Origin of the sequence: Vibrio sp. Vb2880, from assembly GCF_033337975.1 — a bacterium.
In the GTDB taxonomy this organism is placed as follows: Bacteria; Pseudomonadota; Gammaproteobacteria; order Enterobacterales; family Vibrionaceae; genus Vibrio; species Vibrio alginolyticus.
Genome location: NZ_JAWORT010000001.1, coordinates 43,676 through 68,180 on the forward strand (window position 1 = coordinate 43,676; position 24,505 = coordinate 68,180).

The 24,505-nt window shown below is 44.8% G+C and carries 18 protein-coding genes; 5 read left to right on the top strand and 13 right to left on the bottom strand.

Going from position 1 to position 24,505, the window contains the following annotated elements:
- Positions 1-343: 343 nt before the first annotated feature.
- Both R7M92_RS00185 and R7M92_RS00190 read right to left on the bottom strand, forming a co-directional pair.
- Entirely contained in the window at positions 344-1,972 is a 1,629-nt protein-coding gene (locus tag R7M92_RS00185; protein ID WP_005375120.1) for a methyl-accepting chemotaxis protein, read from the bottom strand.
- Positions 1,973-2,265: 293 nt separating this feature from the next.
- Entirely contained in the window at positions 2,266-4,626 is a 2,361-nt protein-coding gene (locus tag R7M92_RS00190) for a Lon protease family protein (protein WP_136976844.1), read from the bottom strand.
- Positions 4,627-4,813: 187 nt separating this feature from the next.
- Here R7M92_RS00190 and R7M92_RS00195 point away from each other — a divergent pair, with 187 nt between their 5' ends.
- Together R7M92_RS00195 and R7M92_RS00200 are read left to right on the top strand one after the other, a co-directional pair.
- The gene (locus tag R7M92_RS00195) at positions 4,814-5,311 is read left to right on the top strand and encodes a hypothetical protein (RefSeq protein ID WP_005375116.1); all 498 of its coding nucleotides are present in this window, start codon (positions 4,814-4,816) and stop codon (positions 5,309-5,311) included.
- A gap of 85 nt (positions 5,312-5,396) precedes the next feature.
- Complete coding sequence (locus tag R7M92_RS00200; RefSeq protein ID WP_318132465.1) at positions 5,397-7,028, top strand: ABC transporter ATP-binding protein; 1,632 nt, start codon at positions 5,397-5,399, stop codon at positions 7,026-7,028.
- Between the two features lie 242 nt (positions 7,029-7,270).
- On the opposite strand, the gene R7M92_RS00205 is transcribed toward R7M92_RS00200, so the two are convergent.
- Positions 7,271-9,304: a prolyl oligopeptidase family serine peptidase gene (locus R7M92_RS00205; protein WP_318132467.1), complete on the bottom strand. Its 2,034-nt coding sequence runs from the start codon at positions 9,302-9,304 to the stop codon at positions 7,271-7,273.
- Positions 9,305-9,424: 120 nt separating this feature from the next.
- On the bottom strand, positions 9,425-10,324 hold the full coding sequence (locus R7M92_RS00210; RefSeq protein ID WP_005375112.1) for a LysR family transcriptional regulator: 900 nt from the start codon (positions 10,322-10,324) through the stop codon (positions 9,425-9,427).
- A gap of 162 nt (positions 10,325-10,486) precedes the next feature.
- Between R7M92_RS00210 and R7M92_RS00215 the strand changes: the two genes are divergently transcribed.
- A complete protein-coding gene (locus R7M92_RS00215) occupies positions 10,487-12,178 on the top strand; it encodes an L-lactate permease (protein WP_005375111.1) in 1,692 nt (563 codons plus the stop codon).
- A gap of 315 nt (positions 12,179-12,493) precedes the next feature.
- Complete coding sequence (gene lldD / locus R7M92_RS00220) at positions 12,494-13,633, top strand: FMN-dependent L-lactate dehydrogenase LldD (RefSeq protein ID WP_005383962.1); 1,140 nt, start codon at positions 12,494-12,496, stop codon at positions 13,631-13,633.
- Positions 13,634-13,724: 91 nt separating this feature from the next.
- Here the strand turns inward: lldD and R7M92_RS00225 are convergent, their stop codons facing one another.
- Complete coding sequence (locus R7M92_RS00225) at positions 13,725-14,072, bottom strand: helix-turn-helix domain-containing protein (RefSeq protein ID WP_005375109.1); 348 nt, start codon at positions 14,070-14,072, stop codon at positions 13,725-13,727.
- A 301-nt stretch (positions 14,073-14,373) separates the two neighbouring features.
- Between R7M92_RS00225 and R7M92_RS00230 the strand changes: the two genes are divergently transcribed.
- Entirely contained in the window at positions 14,374-15,477 is a 1,104-nt protein-coding gene (locus R7M92_RS00230) for a mechanosensitive ion channel family protein (protein WP_005375107.1), read from the top strand.
- 72 nt (positions 15,478-15,549) lie between these two features.
- Here R7M92_RS00230 and R7M92_RS00235 read toward each other — a convergent pair whose 3' ends face one another.
- The 8 genes from R7M92_RS00235 to R7M92_RS00270 all read right to left on the bottom strand — a co-directional run bounded on the left by R7M92_RS00235 (position 15,550) and on the right by R7M92_RS00270 (position 24,320).
- Positions 15,550-16,269 (bottom strand): carbonic anhydrase, encoded by a 720-nt coding sequence (locus R7M92_RS00235; RefSeq protein ID WP_005375106.1) that lies wholly within the window; start codon positions 16,267-16,269, stop codon positions 15,550-15,552.
- Between the two features lie 141 nt (positions 16,270-16,410).
- Positions 16,411-17,379 (bottom strand): spore coat U domain-containing protein, encoded by a 969-nt coding sequence (locus R7M92_RS00240; RefSeq protein ID WP_213867878.1) that lies wholly within the window; start codon positions 17,377-17,379, stop codon positions 16,411-16,413.
- Entirely contained in the window at positions 17,376-19,802 is a 2,427-nt protein-coding gene (locus tag R7M92_RS00245; RefSeq protein WP_395233922.1) for a fimbria/pilus outer membrane usher protein, read from the bottom strand. The genes R7M92_RS00240 and R7M92_RS00245 overlap by 4 nt, the downstream gene beginning before the upstream one ends.
- A complete protein-coding gene (locus R7M92_RS00250; RefSeq protein ID WP_005375103.1) occupies positions 19,802-20,557 on the bottom strand; it encodes a molecular chaperone in 756 nt (251 codons plus the stop codon). The genes R7M92_RS00245 and R7M92_RS00250 overlap by 1 nt, the downstream gene beginning before the upstream one ends.
- 20 nt (positions 20,558-20,577) lie before the next feature.
- On the bottom strand, positions 20,578-21,075 hold the full coding sequence (locus R7M92_RS00255) for a spore coat U domain-containing protein (RefSeq protein ID WP_017820521.1): 498 nt from the start codon (positions 21,073-21,075) through the stop codon (positions 20,578-20,580).
- A gap of 39 nt (positions 21,076-21,114) precedes the next feature.
- The gene (locus tag R7M92_RS00260; protein ID WP_021035866.1) at positions 21,115-21,660 is read right to left on the bottom strand and encodes a spore coat U domain-containing protein; all 546 of its coding nucleotides are present in this window, start codon (positions 21,658-21,660) and stop codon (positions 21,115-21,117) included.
- A gap of 390 nt (positions 21,661-22,050) precedes the next feature.
- Entirely contained in the window at positions 22,051-23,082 is a 1,032-nt protein-coding gene (gene tdh / locus R7M92_RS00265) for an L-threonine 3-dehydrogenase (protein ID WP_005383983.1), read from the bottom strand.
- Between the two features lie 44 nt (positions 23,083-23,126).
- Positions 23,127-24,320, bottom strand: coding sequence for a glycine C-acetyltransferase (locus R7M92_RS00270; RefSeq protein ID WP_005375095.1), 1,194 nt, complete (start codon positions 24,318-24,320; stop codon positions 23,127-23,129).
- Between the last annotated feature and the right edge of the window lie 185 nt (positions 24,321-24,505).

A 24,505-nucleotide genomic window follows, 5' to 3' on the forward strand; every position in this document is an offset into this window, starting at 1 on the left:
CTTTTCTGTACCAACGAGAAAACTGGCGGCATAGTAGCAGCTGTTATTTTTCACGCAACGTGTTGAATAAACAGCACTTATAGAAGAAAACACCACTTAAAATGACGATATGAATACCTCTCAACCATCAAGTTATCGGTTGAGTTAAAAAAAATGTTCGCGTCAAAAAAAAATTGACGAAAAAAATGTAAAAACAATATCACAAAACGTGATATTGCCCGCAAAAAATCTTGTTAACTGACTGTTTTAGATAGACTTATTGATAATAAATCCGATTATTACAAACAAAAAAATCCCTGAGCATTCACTCAGGGATTTAGAGATTTGATAAGTAGATGATGAATTAAAGCTTAAAGAAACTTAATTGCTCTTTCTGCTTCTCTGCAAGTAATGAAAGCTCAGTACTCGCACTTGCACTCTGGCTGATGCCCGCTACGTTTTGGTTTACAAGCTCCGACATGTTAACCACGTTGCGATTGATATCTTGAGTAACTTGAGACTGCTCTTCGGCTGCGGTTGCTACTTGCGTGTTTGAATCGTTGATGTTGGCGACCGACTCGGTAATTCCAACCAACGCTTCATTCGCTTGTTGCGTCAGCTCGTTGTTGCGGCTAAGCATATCAAGGCTGACTTGCATACTGTCATTCGCAAGCCCAGACTGCGCTTGAAGCTCTTCAATGATCGTTTGGATCTCTTGTGTCGAGTCTTGAGTACGCGCTGCTAGCATGCGTACTTCATCAGCTACTACCGCAAAACCACGACCAGACTCACCAGCTCGCGCCGCTTCAATCGCAGCATTCAATGCTAGCAAGTTGGTCTGCTCAGATACGCCACGAATCACTTCAATAACATCGTTGATCTGTACAGATTGCTCTTTTAGACGCAAAACAACTTGCGCTGCATCGTTCAATGCTTGAGACATTTGCGCACTTGCTTCCGCACTTTCTTGGAAGATAGCCAAACCTGATTGAGCAAGTCCATCAGCTTCACGCGCTGTTGCGTCAGCAGAGGTCGCGTTATCACTCACATTATTCGCAGTACTTGCAAGCTCGTTAACCGCAGATGCAACTTGCTCGATCTCCGCCAACTCTTGTTGAGCGTTCGCTTCCGCTTGCGTCATTACCGCAGCTAATTCGGTCGATGCAGACGCAACTTCCTCACTAATACGGGTTAACTGGTCCACAGTGTTGTATAACTGCTCTGCGGTTTGGTTTACATCTTTGCTCAGCTTAGAGATCTCATTGTCCCCATCGACATCTGCACGTACTGATAGATTACCCATTGCTAACTGACGCATCACTTCTTGCAGCTTTTGGATTGGTGTAACAATCATGCCAGATAGGAACCAAGCGCCTATCAATGAGAAAGCAAATACCGCTAAAACTGTCAACATAGCGTTATTTTGCACACGCTCATTTTGCTGATGACTTCTGATAGTAGATTGTTCAGCTTGCTCGTTTACATGCTTTGATAGCGTGTTAATTTGTTGGACCATTTCTCGGCCAACATTGCGATACTCTTTGACAAATGCACGGTACTCGCTATCCGATTTCAAACCTTGATCGTATTGGTTGAAGAAAGCAACTGAGCGCTCTGAATATCGCACATAGGATTCAATTGCTTGGCGAACTTTAACGGCATCGTCACGGAATAGGTTTCGGGCTTCAATTGCGCTTAAATCGGCATCAACTTGCTTTAAGCCTTCTTTCAATTCGGTTAGAAAATTCTCACGACGAGAAGCATCGTAAATAGCGTAAACCGCGCTTATGCGCAGAGGGTAAATTTGGTCGTCAATACTCGCCAATGTGTCTTTGTGAAAAACCAAAGACTCTTGGTTGGAAGCAATAACATCTTGCTCTGCTTGAAGATTGTTTTTAGTAATCCAAAGAGCAATAAACAAAACAATCGCGGTAAATAATACCGGAACCAAAATTTGCGTTCGTACTGACAAATTTTTCAGTGATAACTGCATGACAGGGCCTCAGTTGTATGCGTGATGTCTATATCCAAACAAACTCGAGCAGTGCTTATAACAACGTTACTTTTCGGCAGTTTGAATATCTATGCTTCCTTGCGACGGGATAAATCCCAGACGAATAAACAAGTGGCGAATATTAGAGGTCGATCACACTTTTGTCTAGTACAAAAACTCTCCATTTTCAATCTGTTATTGACAATATCCCGACAGTGGCGTCGGGATATTGTCGTTATGATAAATTATGATCACTTATGATGAGATACATTCACATTTAGGACGGTTTCAGCCTATTTTCTCAACGAATTGAGCTTGGCTTGAGCAAGGCCAAAAATGGTATCGATTGGATAAGAGCCTTCATCGGTTGGCTCACCAGCAACTTTCCCCGTAAACAATTCGATAGCTTCAGTAACATGGTCAATCGCCCAAATATTAAACTCGCCTTTTTCGACTGCTTTCACGATGTCGGAACGAAGCATTAGATTGTGAACATTAGAGCGCGGAATAATGACCCCCTGCCCGTCATGACGACCTTTAATTACACACACATCATAAAATCCTTCGATCTTTTCGTTTACGCCACCAATAGGCTGAGCTTGGCCAAATTGATTCATCGACCCTGTTATCGCAATGTCTTGTCGGTTTGGTTGCTTTGAAAAAGCAGACACAACCGCACATAACTCAGCCATGCTGGCACTATCACCATCAACACCACCATAAGATTGCTCAAAGGTAATGGTTGTCGTTAATGGCACTCGTGCCGTTTTACCAAATACGGAAGATAAATAGGCAGACAAAATCATTACGCCCTTAGAGTGAATACTGCCACCCAAATCCACGCTGCGCTCGATATCGATAACATCCCCATCACCGTAACACGTCGTCGCTGTGATGCGATTCGGTGCACCAAACATGTAGTCACTAGTGCTCAATACCGAAAGTGCGTTCACTTGGCCTACGGCTTCTCCTTCGGTGCGAATCAGCGTTGTGCCGTTAATAAAGGTTTCCATTACGTTATCGCGTAATCGGCTTACTCGCATTTCTTGGTTATTGAGCGCCTCTTCAACATGCCCAATACGGATCATGTTAGAGTTAGCTTGACGAGCCACGTAGTTCGACTCTCGAAGCAAGTTGGCGATATTAGCCGAATGTAGAGATAGCTTGGATTGGTCGCCAGACAAACGTGAGCTGTATTCGATGATCCGAGCAATGGCTTTGCGATCGCAATGCAGCATATTGTTGTCATGCACCACGCTAGAGATAAAGCGCGCGTAATGCAGCTCAGACTCCGGCGTACGTTTCATTTCGTCTTCGAAATCTGCCGTCACACGGAACAACTCGCTGAACTCTGGATCGTAATGTTGGAGTAATTGGTAAGTTCGGTAATCACCAAATAAGATAATTTTGATATCAAGCGGAATCGGTTCAGGATCGAGTGATACCGCCCCCGTCAATGTGACTTCTTTTTCTAGAGACGTAAAACTCAATTGACGAGCACGCAATGCGCGCTTCAAACCATCCCAAACGTAAGGCTGTTCAAGTACTTTCTGAGCATCCATTAATAGAACGCCGCCATTCGCCTTATGCAAGCTCCCTGCGCGAATCAGCGAGAAGTCGGTAAACACCGTTCCCTTGAAAGTGGCAGTCTCAATCGACCCGAAGAGTGAATGATAGTTGGGATTTTCTTCAACAACGATAGGAAATTCGCTGCTTTTACGGCTTACCAAGACGTTCACTTTATAACGACGTGGCAATTTTTTATCCAAGGATGCCGTCGCAATTTCGCCTTGCTCGCCACTTTGGTCAAGGAAGATATCTGCGTTTTCAACAATATCTTTTTGCAGCTCAGTTAAGTAGGTTTTGATTTCGGAATATTGCGCGTAATCCACTTTGAGTTTTTTGATGAAGTGAGTAATCACATCAAGCGTCACTTCATCATTGAGCTTTTTGATTTTATCGCTGTATGTCTCTTCCCACTCCGTAAGCTCACGAACCATCGAGCGCAATCGCACTTCGAGTTCATCAATAGCATCGCTGAATTGCTCTTGTTCTTTTTTGCTTAGTGCATCAAAAGACTCTTCCGTATGAAGCTCATCACCGTTCATGGCGACAAACTGATAATCCCCCTGTGTAGTCAGTGTTAGGCTGATGCCTTTTTCTTTTGCCTCTCGACTAATACGATCCAGCTCGTTTTGTTGCTTAGCTGCCAATTGATTTTTTAATCGCTCAGCGCGGCTAAAGTACATTTCATTGTCGAATGCTAGGGGTAAAGCATTCAATAATTTGCCCATTAAAGCTTCAATATCAACACGTAGCTTATTTCCGATACCACAAGGCAGCTTTAATACCTTTGGTGTACGGGTATCCTCAAAGTTCGCAACGTAACACCAATCAAACAGGGCTGCTGCATCGTGCTGGTGACGATTCAGATAGCGCAAGATCATGGTGCGTTTACCTAGCCCATTCTGACCAATGGCGTAGATGTTATACCCTTTCTCTTTGATGGACATCGCAAACTCGACCGCTTTTTGCGCGCGCTCTTGGCCCACGATTTCATCAATTGGAGGTAACTCCTTGGTCGACTTACATGGCATATTCTCTAGATCTGCTACAGAATATAGCTGCTTAGCTTCCAATCTTAGTATTGCCATATCCACTTCCTTTTTTCTTATTTTCGTTATTTGAGTGTAGAGATTATTTGCTTAATTTTAAGTGATTTACCTTCCACCCTAGATTGATTGGACATTTTATGAACACATAAGTGATATTAACACGCACTTGCAATTGATAATCAATTTCATTTAATATCTAAACAAATCAAATGTTGTGGAGATGGATATGAATATTGAGCAATGCTGGATGCGCTACTTAAAAGCGGAGCAACTGATGGAACAAGGCCATTGGCCAGAAGCTCATCGTTTATATGACGACGTGCTCAACAATCTACCCAACCACATTCATCTAGCGCTAGAAAATGCACAAACTAAACCTTGCCAGTTTGTATGTCTCATTACGGGGCTTAGAGATGCCAGCGTGACGCAATCAGAGATTCTCAACAAACTCGGCTTACAACATGATGCGTTCTCAATACTCAATCAAACTTACGCGCTATTTCAATTTTTGCAGCTAGAGAGCCATGAACTGATTGAGCGCGTAGGTCACCTACTTGGTCAACAGAGCGAAGACTTGTTAGCTCACATGGCGGCATTTTGCTCTGCCCAACGTAATGCTCAATGGATGATAGAACTCGAGCACGTAACGCGCGCGCATGAGCAGTTCTTACATTTGCAAGCAATGAGTTCGGCAAAATCTTCGCCTTCTCACCTGTATAATTAATCTAAAGCTCAAGTATTGAGGCCAACTAGGTTTGTGCTGTCCATTGCTTGAGTATCATTTGCTTTATCAACCACAAGGATCTGTGATGTCTTCTAAAACCATTCTTTCGGTGAACAACCTATCAGTCAGCTTTACGACAAACGATGGGATCGTCGATGCAGTAAAGAATGTTAGCTTCGATTTAAAAGCAGGCGAGACGCTGTCCATCGTTGGCGAATCTGGCTCTGGCAAGTCAGTATCAACCAATGCACTGATGAAACTATTGCCAGACAACGCTATTTTGCATGAAAGCTCATCCATCATGTTTGAGGGTAGCTCCATCTTGGATAAAACAGAGCGTGAAATGCAAAGTATTCGCGGTGATCGCATTGGCATGATTTTTCAAGAGCCGATGACCTCACTAAACCCGTACATGCGGGTGGGTATCCAAGTCGCTGAGGCCATCATGTGTCACCGCCCGGTCGACAGACGAACAGCAAAAGCAAAGGTGTTAGAGCTGTTTGAATTGGTTCATATGCCAAACCCAGAAAAAGCGTACAACAAGTACCCACACGAATTTTCTGGTGGTCAATTGCAACGCATCATGATTGCGATGGCACTGATTAACGAGCCCGATATTTTGATCGCCGACGAACCTACAACAGCGTTGGATGTCACGGTTCAAGCAGAAGTGTTGCACCTGATTAAAGAAATTCAGGCTCAGATGGGCATGGCAATCCTATTTATTACTCATGACTTAGGCGTCGTAAAACACTTTGCAGATCGTGTCATTGTGATGTGTAAAGGAGAAGTCGTCGAAGAAGGCGAAACGCAAACACTCTTCGAGGACCCAAAGCACGAATACACACGTATGCTAATCAACTCGATTCCTAAAGGCAGTAAGGAGCCTATTAGCGAAAGTGCTACGCAGCTGTTAAAGGCCGACGATATACGAGTCAAATTCTTGGTAAAGTCGCATTTTATTGCGAGCAAGAATGAGTACTTCGAAGCGGTAAAAGGCATTTCTCTTGAGCTTAAACAAGGAGAGACCCTCGGGATCGTTGGGGAGTCCGGTTCAGGTAAGTCTACACTCGGCCGAGCTTTGATAGGTCTACTGCCCTCAACTGGCAAAATAGAATATAAAGGCCAAGATATAGCCTTGCTGACAAACAAAGAACGTTTTGAGCTGAAAAAAGACGTTCAGATGGTATTCCAAGACCCTTATGGTTCGCTTTCTCCTCGTATGACTATCGGCGAGATCATCACAGAAGGATTAACTGTCCACCAACCAATGTTGAGTAAAAAAGAACGTATGCAGAAAGCACGCGACGTGCTCCGTGAGGTCCGCTTAGATCCCGCGTCCATCAACCGTTATCCGCACGAGTTTTCAGGAGGCCAGCGTCAGCGTATTGCTATCGCGCGAGCACTGATCCTTGAACCTTCGTTTATTCTGCTTGATGAGCCAACCTCTGCATTAGACCGCTCGGTGCAACTGACAGTGATTGACCTTCTGAAAGATTTGCAGAAAAAACACAATATTGGCTACTTGTTTATTAGCCACGATCTATCAGTAGTTAAAGCACTCTCTGATCGTGTTCTAGTCATGCAAAAGGGCGAGGTCATGGAACAAGGTACGGCCGAAAAGATTTTCCAAAACCCTAAAAATGACTACACGAAAAAACTGATAGATGCCTCATTTGATCTTGAAAACAGTGAAAATCAGCACAATGCGGCTTAGGTTCATCACAGTTTCATATTCATAAACTAGGATTAAGAAAAGGTGATAAATTCATCTTGTCTTAAGAATGGCGTAGCTGCCTTTCGGTTTGGCCGCCGAGACTGGTTGGTTCAAGAGTCAGACTTAGTCAACCTGGCTCAAATACTGGCAAACAGTATGAATTGAGTTCCCCCAACCATGAAAAATGCCGCGACACTGTCGCGGCATTTTTTTATTCTCAGAAGTTTCTAACAACTAGGGCATTAAATCGACTCAATACCCATATTATGTAACGTAAATGCATACACGTCTGTGGTGAGGTCAATTTGCTTACTCAGCGGCATTCCTGCACCATGACCGGCATTAACATCAATGCGTATCAATACTGGATTAGCGCCTTGCTGCTTGTCTTGCAGCTCCGCAATAAATTTGTACGAATGTGCTGGCACAACTCGGTCGTCGTGATCAGCAGTTGTCACCAAGGTAGCAGGATATTGCACGCCTTCTTTTACATTGTGAACAGGAGAGTAACCAAGCAAGTATTGGAACATCGCTTCACTTTGCTCCGACGTGCCATAGTCATACTTCCAGCCTTCTCCAGAAGTAAACGTGTGATAACGCAGCATATCAAGCACGCCAACCGCAGGCAGCGCGACTTTGAATAGTTCAGGGCGTTGCGTCATACACGCTCCAACTAACAAACCACCATTAGAACCACCGCGAATCGCTAGGCGGTCCGAGCTAGTGTAGTCGTTTTCAATCAGGTATTCCGCCGCCGCAATAAAGTCATCAAACACGTTTTGCTTTTGCTGCTGAGTGCCTGCGTTGTGCCAGGCTTTACCGTATTCACCGCCGCCTCGCATGTTGGCGACAGCGTATATACCACCCAACTCTAGCCAGTTGGCTACATTGCCAGAAAACATTGGAGTAAGGCTGATGTTAAAACCGCCGTAACCATACAACATGGTTGGTGCTCTACCATCAAGTGCAACGCCCTTCTTGTATGAAATGATCATCGGAACTTGCGTGCCGTCTTTTGAGGTGTAAAACACCTGTTTTGATTCATACTCATTACGATCGAACGGTGCCTTTGATTCCTGAAACAGTGTCGATCCACCAGATTCGACATCAAATGAGAAGATCGTCGGAGGCGTCACGTAGTTAGTGAATGTGTAATAAAGTGTGGTTTCTTCTTTTTTACCCGCCAGACCATAAGCCGTGCCTTCTCCCGGCAATTGTACATCTCGAATCCACTCACCTTGGTAGTTAAACTGCTGCACTTTAGAAAGCACATCTACCATATAAGTCGCAAACAGATAACCGCCACCTTTGCTGATTTCTAACGGCTGTTCTTGTTCAGCAATCACGTCAGCCCATTGTTCTGTCTGAGTGTTGTAGCTGACAACTTTGCCATTCGGCGCGTCTAGGTTGGTGTAAAGCAGCAAGGTTGCGTCTTGGCTATCAATTAAGTAGGTGTCGCCTTGCGTTGTATCGCGCAGCGTCACAATTGCTTGGGAGTCAGACTGTAAATCGATATAAAACAGACGATTACCCGATGTAGATTCTGCGCCAGAAATAATGAGGAAGCGATCATCTGTCGTCGTCGTACCAGACACATAACGATGAACTTGCGTATCCAACTCACCAAAAATCACTTTATCTTCAGATTGAGGGGTACCAAGTTCATGATAATAAAGCTTGTGATGCTCAGTTCGAGCAGACAACTCACTGCCTTGCGGCTTATCGTAGCTTGAGTAATAGAAGCCTTTGCTGCCCAGCCAAGAAATCGACGTAAACTTCGCATCAACAATCTCAGGCTCTAACTGTTCTTTGGTTTCCGTATCAATGACAAAGATCTTACGCCAATCACTGCCCCCTTCCGAGATGGAATACGCGACCAAACGGTAGTCTTTAGAGAAGCTGACTTCGCCAAGAGAGGTCGTGCCCTCTTCGGAGAAAGTATTTGGATCAAGGAAAACCTCGGCTTCTCCCTCGCCTTTACGTCGATACAATACGCTTTGGTTTTGCAAACCGTCGTTTTTGTAGAAGTAGGTGTAGTCACCACGTACAAATGGCTGGGAATATTTTTCGTAGTTTTGACTCTTCGCCACTAAGTCACGGATTTGTTGGCGGTACGGTATCTGACCAAGGAAATCGAAGGTGACCGAATTTTGACCCGAAACCCATTGAGCGGTTTCTTCACTGCGATCATCTTCTAACCAGCGATAAGGGTCGGTAATGTCGTGACCAAAATAAGTGTCCACGACAGAATCTTTACGTGTTTTTGGGTAATGCATAACGTCCGTGTTACTCCGTTGTTTTTATTAAGTTGTTTATCTTCAATCGTTTTATAGCGGTGATTACCTTAGAGCACCCAATTTTGATTTCAATGACATTGTTTTAAATCTATGAAGGAACTAGAAATAATGAGATATCGTTAAGTAACGATCACGAATGTGCTCAATAAGCAGTTTCACTTTATTCGGTGGTTGACGAGTAAACGGGTACACCGCATAGATACCCAACTTTTTACCCACTAGTTCAGGAAAAATATCCACCAGTTGGCCATTGCGAATATCATGATACACCAAGCATCGCGGGACGTAAGCTATACCATGGCCGCCCAGAGCGGCTTTACGTAATGCGGTCGCGTTATCAGTAGAAAAGCAGCCCGATACTTTGACGATGTAATTGCCATCTTCTCCTTTAAACTCCCAATCCGTTGCACCTGTGGTTTGGTAAGCGTATTGCAGACAATTGTGCGTGGTGAGATCAATCGGCTCGATCGGTTTCCCATTTTTAGCGATATATGAAGGGGACGCGCATACCACCCATTGGGAATCGAGAATATGTCGTGCGATCAAACTGGAGTCGGCTAGGTAGCCAGTTCGAATGACTAAGTCGTAACCATCAGCCACTAAATCGACAAAGCGGTTATCCAATGACATGTCCACGGTCAGACCCGGATGAAGGTTACAAAACTCGGCAACAGCATCAGCAAGTATCAAATCTCCAGAGATACACGGCACGGACATTTTTATATGACCGCTCACATTCTCTCCAAAGCCTGCAACAGCATCCATAGCCTCCTGAGTGGCCTGCTTCACATTTTTAGCACTGTGGAGTAACACCTTACCTGCCTCGGTCAAGGTTAATTTGCGCGTTGTTCGATATAATAGCTGAGCCCCTATTTCTTCCTCCAACCTCGCCATTCTTTTGCTAACTACCGAATTTGTAAGGTTATTTGCCTCTGCAACCTTACTAAAGCTGCCAAGTTCGATTACTTGAGAAAATAGGATTAAGTCGTCTGCTCTCATACCATTATGTCACTTTTGGAATTAATTATTTTCATTATTTCCCTATATCAACAAAAAATAAAGGAGTAAATTCACGCCAAATTAACAAAACCATTACAACAAAAAGTCACCTCTACAGCGGATTGACACCGTTCGAGAAGTCAGCGTACGAAGGATGTACAAATGAGTGAAACCCTACTTGCCCTAGTGGCATTTTCGCCAATTGTTGTTGCCGCCATCTTATTGGTTGGTCTCAACTGGCCTGCTAAAAAAGCCATGCCTGTTGCGTTCGGTCTAACCGTCGCTATCGCACTTATGTTTTGGGATATGTCAGCCAATCGCGTACTGGCTTCCGTATTCCAAGGACTCGGCATTACTGTCTCTGTTCTATGGATCGTGTTTGGTGCCATCTTCTTGCTCAACACTTTAAAACACACTGGAGCGATCACCACAATCCGTAATGGATTTACCGATATTTCGGCTGACCGCCGTGTACAAGCCATCATCATTGCTTGGTGCTTTGGCTCGTTCATTGAAGGCGCATCTGGGTTCGGTACCCCGGCAGCAATCGCTGCACCACTACTGGTTGCAATCGGCTTCCCTGCGCTAGCCGCTGTCCTAATGGGCATGATGATTCAGTCAACGCCTGTTTCATTCGGCGCGGTAGGAACGCCTATCATCGTAGGTGTAAACAAAGGTTTAGACACGCATAACATCAGTGAGTCGTTGGCCGCACAAGGTGCAACGTGGGAAATGTACCTGCAAGATATCACAGCGCACGTTGCTGTCATTCACGCAGTCGTAGGTACGATGATCCCGGTATTAATGGCGATGATGTTAACACGTTTCTTCGGCAAGAACAGAAGCTGGAGTGAAGGCCTGGATATTCTACCATTTGCGTTATTCGCTGGTGTCTCTTTCACCGTTCCATACGCGTTAACCGGCGTATTCTTGGGCGCAGAGTTCCCTTCACTTATCGGTGGTTTGGTTGGTCTGTCTATCGTTGTTACCGCAGCGAAAAAAGGCTTCTTAGTACCAAAGACTAAGTGGGATTTCGAAAGCGAAGACAAATGGCCTGCAGAGTGGTTAGGTTCGCTAAAAGTCGATCTAAACGACAATCCGGGCAAGCCAATGAGCATCGTAAAAGCTTGGGTTCCATATGTAATGCTGGCAGTTATTCTCGTCGCAAGCCGCGTAAGCCCCGAGCTGAAAGGCTTTGTACAAAGCGTAAGTTTATCGTTCAGCAACATTCTTGGTGAGACTGGCGTTAGCGCTGCGATTCAGCCGTTATACCTTCCTGGTGGCATTCTGGTGTTTGTCGCACTACTTGCTGCAATGTTACAAAGCGGTAGTGTAAAGCCATTGCGTGAAGCGTTTGGCGAGTCAAGCAAAACACTGATTGGGGCGGGTTTTGTCTTGGTATTTACCATTCCGATGGTTCGTATCTTTATCAACTCAGGCATCAACGGTGCTGACCTAGCAAGTATGCCCGTCACAACCGCAAACTTCGCCTCTGACCTTGTTGGTTCTGCGTTCCCAGCGCTGAGTGCCACCGTTGGTGCACTGGGTGCGTTCATCGCTGGCTCAAACACGGTATCAAATATGATGTTCAGCCAGTTCCAATTCGAAGTGGCACAAACGTTGTCTATTTCGAGTGTGATTGTTGTATCACTCCAGGCCGTCGGTGCTGCTGCAGGTAACATGATTGCGATTCACAACGTTGTTGCCGCATCAGCCACGGTAGGTTTGCTTGGTCGAGAAGGCGCAACATTGCGTAAGACGATTATCCCTACGTTCTACTACATTGTAATGACAGGCATTATTGGATTGGTGCTGATTTATGGCTTCCAAATGACAGATGTCTTAATGAAGTAACGCGAAATGCAGGGTTTACAACCCTGCCTAATTTGACACAGCTGTCTGCACTACTACCCCGACATGTTGATTTAGCTTGCTACATCAATTCCCCCGACAGCTGTGTCACCCTTTCCAGTTTGCATAACTGATTGAGTGATTTAACAAAATTTTTCAACCAATTATGTAAATGGGTTACCAACATCACCGATTCAAACGTAAGTGAACCATAGGTAACTATACTCATTTTGATGTCTTCACTGCTTTGCGATGAAGGCTCAACGAAAGAGCAAATTGCTCCACAACTTTGCTTAGAATAACCGCTAGGACACCATTATGATTATCTCAGCTTCTACTGACTACCGCGCTGCCGCGAAAGCCAAGCTTCCCCCGTTTCTATTCCATTATATTGATGGCGGCTCTTACGACGAACGCACGCTGAAGCGTAATACTGACGATTTAGGTGATGTCGCTCTTCGCCAACGCGTCCTACGCGATATGACAGATTTGAGCCTCGAAACCGAGATCTTCGGTGAGAAACTGGCAATGCCAATCGCGCTAGCTCCTGTTGGTCTAACTGGTATGTACGCGCGCCGAGGCGAGGTACAAGCAGCAAAAGCAGCCGAGAAAAAAGGCATCCCATTTACTATGTCGACTGTTTCGGTTTGTCCGATTGAAGAAGTCGCACCTGCAATTGAACGTCCAATGTGGTTCCAGCTTTACGTGCTTAAAGACCGTGGCTTTATGAAAAACGTACTTGAGCGTGCAAAAGCAGCAGGCGTAACAACGCTGGTGTTTACCGTTGATATGCCAGTTCCTGGCGCACGTTACCGTGACATGCACTCAGGTATGAGTGGTCCTAACGCAGCCATGCGTCGTGTATTCCAGGCGATGCGCCACCCAAGCTGGGCGCTGGATGTGGGTCTACTTGGTAAACCGCACGACTTAGGTAACATCTCAACTTATCGTGGCGAACCAACAAAGCTAGAAGATTACATCGGCTGGTTAGGCGCAAACTTCGACCCTTCTATCTCCTGGAAAGATCTTGAGTGGATTCGTGATTTTTGGGATGGTCCAATGGTTATCAAAGGCATTCTGGATGAAGAAGACGCGAAAGATGCGGTACGTTTCGGCGCAGATGGCATTGTGGTATCTAACCATGGTGGCCGTCAGTTAGATGGCGTACTTTCAAGTGCTAAAGCACTACCAAGCATTGCGGATGCGGTAAAAGGTGATCTTAAGATCTTCGTAGACTCTGGTATTCGTACTGGTCTTGATGTCGTTCGTATGCTCGCACTTGGTGCAGACTGTACGCTTCTTGGCCGTTCATTTGTGTACGCATTGGCAGCACAAGGCGGAGCAGGCGTTGAAAACCTACTGGATCTGTACGATAAAGAAATGCGTGTAGCAATGACGCTGACTGGCGCTAAGTCTATCGCGGATCTTTCACGCGATTCGCTAGTGAAAATCCCATAATCTTTGCAATCGAGCAAAACAGAAACGAAAAAACGAGCCAACAGTGGCTCGTTTTTTTATTGCTCTTCAACCCGATAATTTGACGAGCAAGCTAGCTAACTTGGTGAACGTACTCGATCACAACTTGGTTTCCGTCGATAAACACGTTACTGATATCGCCATCCACCGTCACACGATTTTGTAAATAAACGGTACCAGATGCAGATAGATCACGCTCCGTCAAAGACGGAATCACCTGACCAGGACGTACATGTAGCTGCTCGCATAGCTGTTTTACAAAACCTAGCGTCAGTGGAGAATTACCACGTAACAAGCCAGAAAACTCGTGTAGACTCAAACCAAGGCGCTTCGCCATTTCCATTTGAGTGATGTGCATTTTGGCTTTTTGTGACATCCAGATGTCGTAGAGCGCGTTTCGATCCAGCTCTGTAAATTCCATATCTGCCTCCGCTAATTCAAGAGCCAATACACTCTCACACTTACTTAAGATAAATGTTAGCGATAAGTCAGAGAAGTTATAATTGATCGTCCAAATATCAACCCTCAATCATTGTTAGCATACCTCTGAACGTGCATGAGGCGGTCGCTCAACAGAACATTGAGGTGACTCTCTTGTCATCGGAAGGAAAAGTCCATCTCGGACGGTTTAGACATAAGTAAATGATTTAAAGGAAATCACTGGGGTGAAGGAGTAATATCTGCTACCTTTCCTTCCATGGTTCACTAGAAATAAGTTACATATGCCACAGTGGTTTACCGAATTACAAAGCTACATTGAAACGTCTCATCAAAATTGGAGTGGGAGCGTCCTTTTCATTACGCTCGCTAGCTTTATAGCTTGGATAGCTTGGCGGCTGATCCGCTCTCGCCTCGCTGCGCTCGTAGAGAAAACGCCCTTCCACTGGGATGACATGTTGCTTGATGCGCTAAAAGCGCCCGTCAGTACACTCATTTGGTGTTGGCCAGCAACCGTCTCTATCGGCATCATATTAGAGAGCGAGCTCAACGATAAAATAAACTGGTTAAGTACGCTGAAACTGATTTTAATCATCAGCATCTTCGTATGGACCGTTATGCGGCTCATTACCAATGTTGAAGAGCATGTTCTCGAACAAAAGAACCGAGATGAAACAACGGTACAAGCGATAGCTAAGGTCGCGCGCCTGTTCTTTATTACCGTCGGAATTCTAACCGTAATGCAGGCATTTGGTCTGTCACTATCGGGCCTACTTACCTTCGGTGGTGTTGGTGGTTTGATTGTCGGTTTAGCGGCGAAGGATTTGCTGTCTAACTTTTTTGGAGGTCTTATGATCTACTTCGATCGTCCATTTAAAGTTGGCGATTGGATCCGTTCTCCAGACCGACAAATAGAAGGGACGGTAGAACGCATTGGCTGGCGTATGACCATTATCCGAACTTTCGATAAGCGTCCACTGTATGTGCCAAACTCAGTGTTTAGCAGCATTGTCGTAGAAAACCCATCTCGCATGCTGAACCGACGTATCTACGAAAAAATTGGACTTCGTTACGACGATGCTGAAAAAATGCCGCAAATTATCACCGCGGTAAAAGAAATGCTGAAAAATCACAAAGACATTGATGCACGCCAAACACTTATCGTCAACTTCGATACATTCGGTCCATCATCGTTGCACTTCTTTATCTATACCTTTACTAAAACCGTGAATTGGGTGAGATACCATGAGGTTAAGCAGGACATACTGCTTAAGGTAATCAACATCATTAAAGAACACGATGCAGATATCGCGTTCCCTACTCAGACGCTTAAGCTTGATCCTATACAAATGGTAAAAGCGGAAGAGCAAGAAGATCACGGCTTCTAGTTCTCACCAATACCCAAATAATCAAGCCCGCTGTGTTTAAGCGGGCTTTTTATTTTTCTTCGCATGAAGTGGTTATTGTTGCGTTAACACCATACGTGCATTCAGCGGTTGGATTGGGCGATTGTTTTTCCCCATTACTTCCGAAAAAGATTTTATCTGCTCAGGAGAAATAGTTTGTGCTTCTTTCATCACCAACCAACGTACACCTTCAGAGCATGGCGGTGTCGTTAGTGAGCCGTTAAAGCGGTAGTAGTCTTTATCACTTGGGATAAGGGCATCCGCATCAAATGGAACCTTGATGGTAACATCTTGATCTTTAGTTGGAATGTTAGCTAGCATCTTAGCTAGATCTGGGTTCGCGTCACCCAGTTTAAAGAACACCGCGACAACAGCTAGATGACCTACTTTGTCGGCATGCACAAAGTGTGCTTCTAGAGGGTATTCTTTACCGTCCACATGGTTTTCAGATGGCGTATGGAAGTGGAACTGTTTCAACGTAAACTCTTTACCATCAATGGTGAGTGTGTTTTTACCTTCTAAACCAGTCTGTAAAGTGTGACCGTTGTTCAGCAGTGAAATTGCCTTACCTTCGTAGTCGAAATTCAATTTTTCTAGCTTCGCTTCGGTCGCCGATTCAATGTTGATTGGGCTCTGGTTTTGACCTTTTGCGCACTCAGATGCAAACTCACCCCAATGAGCAGGTCCATGGTTTCCCTCGTAGCCCCAGCTTGCTGCATAAGCTGTTCCTGTAAATACCAGTGCCAAACCTAATGTTGTTAGTGACTTCTTCATCATTTTCCTTATTTCTGAAAGTTAAATTCCGTGAGAATAAAGCCATACTAATCTCACAAAATTAAGCAGTGACAGAGTGAAAACTATGATTACAAAAGATTTTTGGAATAGAAGCCTCTAATGATGTAATTGACATGATGCTCAAAATTGAACGTCAACGATTATTGAGTCGGTGTAAGTACCTGCAGGAGGGGTCGTTTGGCTGGTTAGTATCTGCGCGCGATAATTATAATTCTGTGGCGTGATACCATCCGGAATGGAGCCGCCAGTATCGACGTCACTGTGTTCACGACGTTCAGAACTGGTTCCTCCCCAGCGATCCATCGATGATGACTTATAGATTTCATACTCCAAATAGTGACCACTAGAAATCATTCGCCGCTGACCGCCGGACGCATTTAGGCCGTCATTCAAGCCAATGGAGAAGGAACTATTCTTGGTACAAGTTAACGATATAACCTGACTGACTGGCTCAAAACCGGCCACTAATGGGGACGAACCAAAATCAATATCTGGCGCCGTGATCATACAATCAGGGGTCACTTCCAACTCAACCGTAATCACGCTTTGAGCGCTGCCATTGGCGCGGCCAATGCATACCCCTAGAACCCCGATACCCTTACAGTAATCCCAAATCCAGGATACGGTGATTTGGTCTTTATAAGTCCCGGCGGAAAGATTACTGCCCACTCCCGTCCGAGCATAAAGCGGAAACTCAGCTTGAGTGCCAAACAACCCGAGTAAATCGAGTAACCCAATTTCAAAAAAATTGTAAGTTTGGCCGAATACATACTCTTGTGAAAGACCTGGATCGCCAAAAATCTGATAGCTGAACTCCGAACTCGGATCATCCTCATTTAATAGCAAACCATTATTTATACTGTTAAACGTTGCTGATACGTAGTCGCCACTTAACAAAGACACAAGTGTAGAAAAGTCACACGTAATCCCCGCATGAGGCTGAGCTGAGCTTTGCTGCTGAGAGCTTGAAACAGTAAACGAAGAAACATTGCCAAACAAGATTAAAGGTGTTGCCGCCGTGAGCTGACAAGCCATTGTCGAGAACGAGAAAAAGAGAAGTAGGCTAGCAAGCCAGCGGCGCAAAATCATAGTGCGGTCTCTTCTTCGGCTTTGATACAAACCTGCTCAGGCAATGTTTGTATTTTTTGACTCTCACGCTGATACAACCCCTCAATAAACACTTTACATGGCGGCTGTCCTTGAGGATAAAACTGAATGTAGCGGCCTGGGTCAACGCCTTCAAAGTAGGTAAAACCATCCCAACCAATTTGGCTTGTTAAGCCCGTTTCTGAGCGGCCATATGTACCAATCGGAAGGAACAAATGATTTTCGTCTACCACCGTCATGCTCAGTGCAATTTGTAGCTCTATTGGGAACTCTAACAGGTAGCCGTAGCCCGAATGTATCGAAGCAAACTGCTCTGTCGCAGAAAACGCAGCATTGGCAGGTAAATTAAGTGGATCGATTTCATATTTGGCGGTGTAATACGCCGTAGCCCAAGGAACAAGTAAGTAACCTTCATCGTCTGTCACTCCGACAATTTGATTTTCATATTTAACCGGAATACCTTCAAAACCACTGGTGCTCACTACCGCAAAGCTGTCATACACTTCATTCGCCGGGAATATTTCTCCATCCAATGTAGAGACCGAACCTGCCATTTCCGCAAAATAATCATAGTCGCCACTGGTGCCATTTAACCCCGCTCTGAACTGCGCCCATGACGCACGGTAGGTCAAATCGGCCTGTTTACGGTTTTCTGGGTGTTCGTTAATATCATGCGCTAAATTGACGCCCCACCCACCTCGTATTGGCGCGAGGCGGCTGTAACCCACTCGACCTCGCACATCGCCATCGTCCTCTCTTTTCAGCGTTAGCCCCGAACTTCCCCCCAAAGAACTGAAAGGTAGAGAGAATTGCGCCAACGTAACACTCTGACCACCAATACTATGGTTGTAAGAAAGGGACATATTGATATTAAAAGGCAGAGCGTAGCTATAAGTAAGGTTTAGGGTACGTGAATCTGAGTCGGATTGTTGAATATCAAAGTACCCACCAGAAAGTGAGCCCCAATCTCCCAAACGGACTCCCATATTGATTTGTGATAGATGACGCGACGCGAGTGAAGCGTCCTTGCCTTCATCGAGCATTTCGTAATTTGGTAAATGAGATAAGGTATAAAAGTCGGCTTGTTCTACTTGAGTTCGAGCAGCGAAGCTAAACAGCCGAGACTGATAACTATAACCTAGCGCATATGAGGTAGATTGATCCTGAAAATTACTCACACGAAACGAGGCATCCACCGTACCCAAGTTGAAAGCATTGGTGACAAAGCCCAGCCCCGCAACGATCAGGTCATCTTTTGCTTCAGCTTGAGCTTCTAGTGTTAACCAATCAGTCATGCCATGACGCAGAGCGGTAACCACGCCACCGTCTCCATAGTCGTTAGATGCATTACCGAAATTTTCTCTGATCGCACCAATACTCGCACTGTAAGATGTAAATCCGGTCTTGAGTAGATCGGAAGAGAGAAAAAATGGGCTGGTCATGACCGTTTGCTTACCTTGAGCATCCGTTGCAATTACCGTTGCTTCCCCAGCACCAGAGAGCATTGGAATATCGTTAATAATGAAAGGACCGGGCCCAACATTCATTGAGTCAGTTTTAAAGCCATTGATAAACAAATCTAACGTAGTGGGCGCTGTGACCTCACCATAAAATGCAGGTAACGGCGTCGTCACGACATCCGGACGCATAGAGAAATCATGTGACAACTGAATACCCGCCAGTCTTACTGGTTGGCTCCAAGATAAAGGGCGAACAATATAGTCCCCTACCTCCATACGAATTCGCTTCTCTTGATTGACGTACTCGTAACTCGTATCAAAACGAGTGTACTGGCTGCTTTGCTGGGACTGAACATCGCGATGAAAGTTAGATTTAAATATCCCGGTAGTAGAAAAAACGCCAAACTCAGAAAAGGCTCTGACTTCATGATTGATAGAAACCTCCTTTTGTCGGCTTTCGTTCTCGTACACACCAAATACGTTGTAGTTAAGCAGGCCACCACGCCCAAACTGAGCCGGGGAAAATCGCCCCATATCCTGCGCTGATAAATTCTGCATCGGTAACCAATTAGGCGGTACGTCAATTGCGAGTTGCAATGACGATTGCAAGTAACGCACGTTAACACCTGGGATAGACGTAACCTCAAGTCTCTCTTCGGTTCCAGGCAACGACTTGGCGGTAACCCCAACTGAAATGAGGTCCTCCCGGAGCAAAAAGAACTGATCGCCAACTCGCTCAACTTTCGCAACAAGCCCTGTTGCTCTTTGATTGATCACCAACTCCAGATTGAGGCTGATATTCTCAAACTTTTCTAATGAGAAATTTTCAGGACTCGGTAGCTCAGAGAAGTGGTTTGCTGAATTTGCACAAAGACCAATACTGCTCCACGTTACGCTAAGTAATACCAACCAAAAGAAAGCATTCATTGTATTAAATCTATTCATTATTGCTTCAATGGTATTTGGTAACGTTTACCTCCAATATTCGCGCTCAAACTCAAGGGTCTGACATTACTATGGGGAATAGACCAAACCTTATACTGTTCAGGAAGAATATAGCCAGCTAGTCCATCGGAAATAACGACAGGATCTTTATTTGGTAGGTTCAATTGTAAATTCACTAAGCGAACATGGTGTTTTCCTGAATTTTTAATGTGAACAAAACGCTGATTATTTTTCTTAATAAACTGTGCCTGTAAATCATCCCATAATTCACTGTCACGGTTTGGTTTTTGAGTATCAGTCAGCCCTTTCCCGTAAATAAACAAAGGTATCGAGTAACGCATTCGGACTTTTACAGCGAGTTCATTTTCCGTCAATTCTGTTTGAGGGTTTTGAGTTGGCGGTAATTCATCTATGATCACTCGGTATGCATACTCCTTACCCGCAGAGGCCTCATCTTGGTTGATGATGCGGATTAACTGCTTTTCACCTGGTTCAATTTTGACAAACGGAGGGGTTGCAATTAACTGGCTTTGACTTGAATAACTATCTTCTCCTTCGTTTTGTTCCCACTTAAAAATTCTCACCTGTAAATAAGAATCAACACTGCCTTTATTTACCATCCAAAGTGATGTTGCATTACTCTCCTCTGATATTTTGGGGTAAATCGGCCAAATTAATAATGAGTTAGCATTGGCATTTGAGAAAAAAACAAAAAGGAAGGTTATTAATAATAGTTTTTTGAGTATGAATTCCATTTCACCCCTCCAAAGTTCACTTACCACTCTAATGTCAGCGTAAGCGTATCCATATAAATTCCAGCCATTTCATTCCCATTTATTGTCGCCTTTGCCCAGATAGGAAACTGAATATTATCTGGGTCTTGGTCGGTATCGACGGAATATTGCGTGTCAATATCAAGCACCTGCGTATAATTTAGATCCTGAAACAAAAAGTAATCTACCGTTGTCGCTTCTTCACTGTGCTTTAGCTTACGTACACCGTCCGATGCATTCATCCCGCCATTTACGGAAACATTCATCGTAATACCCGGAGTACAACTTAATGTGAGTGATGAACTGTAAGTGATGCTGCCTTGTACTTCCGTCGCGTAAACTGAAGAATGCTCACCAAAATCTAACGTGCCTATTTGCCCGGCTTGGGTTGCGCTTTCTTCTTGTACTGCGCCGTTAATCAAACAACCTGTATCTACGGTGGCAGACACCTGAAAAGTTTGTGTCGCATCAGCCAGCACAGTTAAAGAGCACAAACTCATCGCGACAAGTGAAAAGCCCCTAACAACCAGCGTCACGTTTTACCAGCTTAGCGTCACACTGATGGTATCGGAGTATGTACCGGCAATGCTGCTCGTACCGTAAGCTTTCGCAAAAAGCTCAATAGTTTGCGATGTTGCACTAGTAAATTCAGACAGAGCTACCGTCCCACCTTGTATAATTTGTGTGCTTCGGTCTGAGTCGGTAAACAACGTATAATCAATAAATTGCGCGCCATTTGACATCGCGTAGGTACCAACGGTCGCACTTGCATCATACAATCCGGTGCCCAATGTAAACGTCGGTGTCACACCGTTACTACAAAGCACTTCAATACCCGTCGCACTACCACCATTTACCACACCATCTTGTTCACTGAAGATTGCAGGCACGTCTCCAAAGGCAAGTGAGCCAAAGCCAACGCCAGAAGCTGCATCTACCGCATTATTTCCATTAATCACACAACCTTGTACAAGGTTAATTGAAACATCAATCGTACCGCTCACTGACGCTCCATTCGCTTGCCAACTAAATGAGGTTAAGAGCAGAGGCATCATCAGATAAAATCTTTTCATATAAAGCTCCATTTTTACATTCCACTGTATATCGGTAACCTTTTTATTAGTTATAGCTCAATTATGACAAACCAAATGCATATAAAATGTAAAACAATAAAAAGAAGCAGGATAAGGATAAAGACGAACAGAAAATAAAAATATTAAACTTAAAAATGACGATTTTTAAGCATGTGATGCTTAAAAATAACCACTAAAAACAAATGGTTATTATCTTATTCCAAATACAGAATTGACAATTAGTTAGAAGGTAGGGTGAAGTTGAGTGGAAAAAATCTAAAAAAAGTAGCAGAACGATACGAGAAGTTTAGAAAAGATTGGCGACCATTTCTTCCCGAAACAAAAAATCTTCATGAAACAAAAATGCGCCCCAAAAAGGAGCGCATTTCTTACTTGAATAAGTTATTCCCAATCAAGAATAACTTTGCCTGACATACCGCTGCGCATTACATCGAAGCCTTCTTGGAAGTCATCAATCTTGTAGTGGTGCGTGATGATTGGCGATAGATCCAGACCAGATTGGATCAGTGAAGCCATCTTGTACCAAGTTTCGAACATTTCGCGACCGTAGATACCTTTGATCACCAAGCCTTTGAAGATAACTTGGTTCCAGTCGATACCCATGTCTGACGGTGGAATACCTAGTAGTGCAATGCGACCACCGTGGTTCATTGTGGTTAGCATTGAGTTGAATGCTGCTGGGTTACCAGACATTTCTAGACCAACGTCGAAGCCTTCTGTCATGCCTAGCTCAGCCATTACGTCTTCTAGCTTCTCTTCAGCCACGTTTACTGCGCGTGTTACACCCATCTTACGAGCAAGTTCTAGACGGTATTCGTTCACGTCTGTGATCACTACGTGACGAGCACCAACGTGCTTTGCTACTGCCGCTGCCATGATACCGATTGGGCCAGCACCTGTGATAAGCACGTCTTCGCCTACTAGGTCGAAAGAAAGTGCTGTGTGTACTGCGTTACCAAACGGGTCAAAGATAGACGCTAGATCGTCAGAGATGCCTTCAGGGATCTTGAACGCGTTGAACGCTGGGATCACTAGGTATTCTGCGAATGCACCTTCGCGGTTAACGCCCACACCAATCGTGTTACGACATAGGTGAGTACGGCCGCCACGACAGTTACGACAATGACCACACGTGATGTGACCTTCGCCAGATACGCGGTCACCGATTTCAAAGCCACGAACTTCCTGACCAATCGCAACCACTTCACCCACGTATTCGTGACCGACAACCATAGGCACTGGAATGGTTTTTTGTGACCATTCGTCCCAGTTATAGATGTGTACGTCTGTACCACAGATAGCGGTTTTCTTAATTTTGATCAGAATATCGTTATGGCCGACTTCAGGTTTATCAACCTCAGTCATCCAGATGCCTTCTTCAGGCTTTAGCTTTGATAATGCTTTAATTTTCATAATGTAACCTTAATTAAAGGCCCTATTGTCTAAGGCCTAGAATCTTAAATAAGACCCATGTCCTTACCAACTTGGATGAACGCGTCGATTGCACGGTCTAGTTGCTCGCGAGAGTGCGCCGCAGACATTTGAGTACGGATACGTGCTTGACCTTTTGGTACTACAGGGAATGAGAAGCCGATTACGTAGATGCCTTTCTCCAGCGCACGCTCTGCAAATTCTGCTGCTACTTTTGCGTCGCCAAGCATGATTGGGATGATTGCGTGGTCAGCACCACCCATTGTGAAACCCGCGTCTTCCATACGAGTACGGAAGTGTGCTGCGTTTTCCCATAGACGATCACGTAGGTCACCGCTCTCTTCTAGTAGATCTAGAACGCGGATAGAAGCGCTTACGATTGCTGGTGCAACAGAGTTAGAGAATAGGTATGGACGAGAACGCTGACGTAGCCAGTCAATCACTTCCGCTTTACCAGATGTGTAACCGCCTGAAGCGCCGCCCATTGCTTTGCCTAGCGTACCAGTGATGATGTCGATACGGTCAACCACGTTGTGGTGCTCGTGCGTACCTGCACCTGTTTTGCCCATGAAGCCAACAGCGTGAGAGTCATCAACCATAGTCAATGCGCCGTACTTCTCTGCTAGGTCACAGATAGCCGGAAGGTTTGCTACTACGCCGTCCATTGAGAACACACCGTCCGTTACGATAAGAATGTGGCGAGCACCTGCTTCTTTCGCAGCGATCAGTTGTTGCTCTAGCTCTTCCATGTTGTTGTTTGAGTAGCGGAAACGCATTGCTTTACATAGACGAACACCGTCGATGATTGACGCGTGGTTTAAAGCGTCAGAGATGATTGCGTCTTCTTTGCCTAGAATAGTTTCAAATAGGCCCGCGTTTGCGTCGAAACATGATGTGTAAAGAATCGTATCTTCTTTACCTAGGAACTTAGAAAGCTTCTGCTCAAGCTCTTTGTGGATGTCTTGCGTACCACAGATAAAACGTACTGAAGCCATACCAAAGCCGTGCTCGTCCATGCCTGCTTTACCCGCTTCGATAAGTGCCGGGTGGTTAGCAAGACCAAGGTAGTTGTTCGCACAGAAGTTTAGTACTTCTTCACCAGTAGAGATTTTAACAGCCGCTTGCTGTTGAGACGTGATGACACGCTCTGATTTGTAAAGGCCTTCCGCCTTTACTTCTTCGATTTGCTGCTGAATCTGTTGGTAGAATGCAGAAGACATTTGAAATTCCTTCCTAGTTATTTTGGCGAGTATTTACTCGTTTAGAATTAGGCTTAGCCTTTATGTGACGGGCGTCACGGGCTATCACTCATCAATTAATTGTAGTGTAATTCAAGGAAGGAGGAAGGATTATACCTTAAGGTGGAAAAGCATTAATGAATCCTAGGCACAAATTCAATTAATGC